Genomic DNA, 4,714 nt, shown 5'->3' with positions numbered 1-4,714 from the left:
CCGATATGATGTTGGCAGGTGCAGTATCTGGCGCTGATCCATTCTTCATCAATATGGGCTTCTCAATTTTTCACGCTTACCCTGATCACGGTGTATCCGCTCCTTTCGATAGCAACAGTAAAGGCTTGTTTGCTGGCGAAGGTGCAGGCGTTCTAGTGCTAAAACGTCTCGCCGATGCAGAACGTGATGGCGATAATATTTATGCTGTTGTTAGTGGTATTGGTTTATCAAACGATGGTCGCGGCCAGTTTGTATTGAGCCCAAACAGCAAAGGTCAGGTACAAGCATTTGAGCGAGCATACGAGGCCGCTGAGCTATCTCCTGAAAGCATAGAAGTGATTGAGTGCCATGCAACGGGAACCCCACTTGGAGATAAGGTTGAGCTAACCTCAATGGAACGCTTCTTTTCTGATAAGTTGAAGGGTTCAAACGCACCATTGATCGGTTCGGCAAAATCTAACTTAGGCCACCTACTCACAGCGGCGGGTATGCCGGGCATTATGAAGATGATATTTGCTATGAAAGAGGGCGTGTTACCTCCAAGTATCAACCTTGATAGGCCACTATCATCACCTGATGGTCTGTTTGGCGAGCATACGTTACCTAGACAGGTACAATCTTGGCCTGATAAAGCTGGAAATACAGAACGTTGTGCAGGTGTCTCTGTGTTTGGCTTTGGTGGCTGTAATGCTCACCTGCTGTTGGAAGCGTATTCTGAAACAAGTAGGCCAACGTCTCAGGCTTCGGAATCCTTGAGTTCACTCGCCCAACCAAAAGCCCTTAAGATCACTGGCCTGGCCTCGCATTTCGGTTCGCTGCAAAGCGTTAATGAGTTCGACCATGCGATAAAAACGAATGACAACGCGTTTATTAAGCTTCCAAACAAACGTTGGAAAGGGTTAGATCAGCATCCAGAGCTGTTGAGCCAACTTGGACTTCATGGTGTGCCAAGTGGTGCGTATATTGATCAGTTTGACCTTGATTTCTTACGCTTTAAAGTACCGCCAAATGAAGATGACCGATTGATCTCTCAGCAGCTTTTATTGATGAAAGTTGCTGACGAAGCCATTCGAGATGCCAAGTTAGAAGCTGGACAAAAAGTTGCAGTATTAGTGGCGATGGAAACAGAACTTGAAATGCATCAGTTCCGTGGCCGTGTGAATTTGCATAGCCAGCTTGCTGATAGTCTTGAAAACATGGGCATTGATTTAACGGAAGCTGAATACAAAGCACTAGAAACCATTGCGATGGACAGTGTGATGGATGCGGCCAAGCTAAATCAATACACCAGTTTCATTGGCAATATCATGGCATCGAGAATCTCGTCTCTTTGGGATTTCAATGGCCCCGCCTTTACCATTTCTGCGGCCGAGCAATCTGTTGCTCGATGTATCGACGTAGCAGAAAACTTAATGTCACAAGAGTCTATCGATGCCGTGGTTATCGCCGCGGTTGATCTCAGTGGCAGCGCTGAGCATGTTCTACTGAAAAACAGGGTTACGCCTGTCGCGCTTAACCCGAATGGTTCTATAGAGAAGGGTTGGAAAGTAGGCGAAGGAGCAGGGGCAATTGTCCTTGTTGATAAAGCTAGGATTGATCAGGAGAATGCCGAATCGGCTCAGTGTCAGGCGTATGGTGAAATCAGTGCGTTAGCCTTTGGGCCAAGCAGCCAAGAAAACAGTGTCACTGATCAGTTGCTGACACGCACAGGCATTAGTTCAAATGAAATCTCACTGCTAGAACTCAACGAGGCTGCGGAAAATCAAACGCCTTCACAACTGCCAATCTTGTTAAAAACCGCTTCGCGAATTCAAGCAAGCGAGCGAGTAGGTCACTGTTCTTCTGCTTCCGGTATGGCAAGCCTTATTCACGGCTTACTGACCTTGAATAGTCACGCTAGCCTGTTAAAAAGGGCAGTCGTGGCTAACATCAGTGAAGGGCAGTGTTCTCAATTACTATTGACTCAGTCAAACGTTGAATCGCAAGCTTTGAATGGCCGCTTAAACAATGAGTTACCAAGTGCCAGTCAACGTCAATTAATCAAATCCGTGACGCTGGGTGGACGAGATATTTATCAACACATAACAGAAACACCGTTAGCCGAACTCAACCAGATCCAACAAAAGTCAGCGGGTAAGTTAGCAAAGAGACAGGCTAGAGTCGTGACCTTGGCGGAATCGAATATTCTGACTTTACAACACGCTCAAATCCCATTGGTTGAGACACGACATCACACATCGGAACAACCGTTACATTCTTCTGCAACTTTGGCGACGACTTCGCCGAATTCGATAACAGGTAATCACAGCAATATGACTACAGTCCTATCCGCTAATGAGAACGCACCACAGCTTTCAGCGTTCAATCAAAATCAACAATTGACGCAAGAAGTGCATAAAGCTTTTCTACAAACACGCGCACAAGGTATGCAAATTGCTGATGTACTCCTAAAGGCACAGTTAAATGCGGTTACGACTGGCATTGATAACGCTCAGTTAAGCGGCAGCGTTCAAACATTGGACGTTCAAAATGGTGTGGCGAGCGCGCCAGTGACACAACCAGTGAATGCTCTCGCAAGCTTGGAAGAAGCAGCGCCTGTGAGGCCAGCCCTTAAGCCGTGTATTTGGGATTACGATGACTTAGTTGAATACGCTGAAGGTAACATTGCCAATGTATTCGGCCCTGATTACGCTATCATCGATAGTTATTCACGTCGTGTTAGGCTGCCAACAACGGATTACCTATTGGTATCTCGCGTGACAAAGCTTAATGCGACAGTGAATGAATACAAGCCAAGCACAATGACAACGGAATACGACATTCCAGTTGACGCGCCTTACCTGGTTGATGGTCAAATTCCTTGGGCAGTTGCCGTTGAGTCTGGTCAGTGTGATCTTATGTTGATCAGCTATTTAGGTATCGATTTCGAAAACAAAGGCGAGCGCGTTTATCGTCTGCTTGATTGTACTTTAACGTTCCTTGGCGACCTTCCTCGTGGTGGCGATACGCTACGTTACGATATCTCAATCAATAGCTTCGCTCGCAATGGCGATACGCTTCTGTTCTTCTTCTCTTATGAGTGTTTCGTGGGCGATAAAATGATCCTGAAAATGGATAACGGTTGTGCAGGTTTCTTTACCGATGAAGAGCTTGCTGACGGTAAAGGCGTGATCCATACCGAAGATGAAATCAAAGCGCGTAAACTCGCTACCAAGATGCGTTTTGATCCAATCCTACATTGCCCGAAAACGCAATTTGATAACCAATCTCTGCGTCATTTATTGACGGCAAATATTGCAGAGTGTTTTGGTCCAACACACCAATCTGATCGCCATCAGCCTTCTCTATGTTTTAGCTCAGAAAAGTTTATGATGATCGAGAAAGTGAGCCGTGTTGAACCACAAGGCGGTACATGGGGACTGGGTCTTATTGAAGGTCATAAGCAATTAGAGCCTGAGCATTGGTATTTCCCTTGCCACTTTAAAGATGACTCAGTTATGGCTGGTTCATTGATGGCGGAGGGTTGTGGGCAACTGCTTCAGTTTTACATGATGCATTTAGGTATGCATACGCTCGTACAAAATGGCCGTTTCCAACCACTAGAAAATGCACCTCAGCAAGTACGTTGTCGTGGTCAGGTCCTTCCTCAAACGGCAGAGTTAACTTACCGAATGGAAGTGACCGAGATTGGCCTGAGCCCTCGACCGTACGCGAAAGCAAACATCGACATCTTGCTTAACGGTAAAGTGATCGTTGATTTCCAAAACCTAGGTGTGATGATCCGTGAAGACGAAGAATGTACACGTTACATTGGTTCTGGCGATTATGTTGTTACGGATGAGACAACAATTCCATACTTAGAAACCTTATCTTCTCATCATGCTTCTGAAAATAAGCCTAGTCAGCAAGCGTCGGTGAATGCACCGTTAATGGCGCAAATTCCTGATCTAGAAACCGCAACGAATAAAGGCGTAATCCCTCTGCAGCACGTTGAAGCTCCGGTAACTCCAGATTATCCAAATCGTAGTCCAGATACCGTGCCGTTTACTCCGTATCACATGTTTGAGTTTGCAACGGGTGATATAGAAAAATGTTTCGGTCCTGATTTCTCAATCTACCGTGGCATGATCCCACCGCGTACCCCTTGCGGCGATCTACAACTAACCACGCGTGTTGTTGATATAAAAGGTAAGCGTGGTGAATTCAAGAAACCGTCATCTTGTATTGCTGAATATGAAGTACCAGAAAACGCATGGTATTTTGATGAAAACAGCCATGAATCGTTAATGCCTTACTCAGTGTTAATGGAAATCTCTCTTCAGCCTAATGGTTTCATCTCGGGTTACATGGGTACTACACTGGGCTTCCCGGGTGAAGAACTGTTTTTCCGTAACCTAGATGGTAGCGGTAAGATGCTGCGCAACGTGGATTTACGTGGAAAAACCATCACCAATGACTCGCGTCTACTTTCGACGGTAATGATGGGTACGAACATTGTTCAGAGCTTCAGCTTCGAGCTAAGTACTGATGGCGTTCCTTTCTATGAAGGCACGGCAGTATTTGGTTACTTCAAAGGCGCAGCCCTGAAAGACCAATTGGGGTTAGACAACGGTAAAGTGACTCAGCCTTGGCATGTAGACAACAACCGTACACCTGACGTGTCAATTGACCTGCTAGATAAAACGAGCCGTTACTTCAACGCGCCAGTTTCAGC

1 protein-coding gene is annotated in these 4,714 nt (G+C 46.1%); it reads left to right on the top strand.

From position 1 onward, the window contains the following. The coding region (locus tag ACP45E_RS17245; protein WP_069585317.1) for a beta-ketoacyl synthase N-terminal-like domain-containing protein at positions 1–4,714 on the top strand (4,714 nt) is incomplete at both ends.

This window comes from Vibrio genomosp. F10 str. 9ZD137, assembly GCF_049974785.1.
GTDB lineage: Bacteria > Pseudomonadota > Gammaproteobacteria > Enterobacterales > Vibrionaceae > Vibrio.
This window is presented reverse-complemented; position numbering and strand designations above follow the sequence as displayed.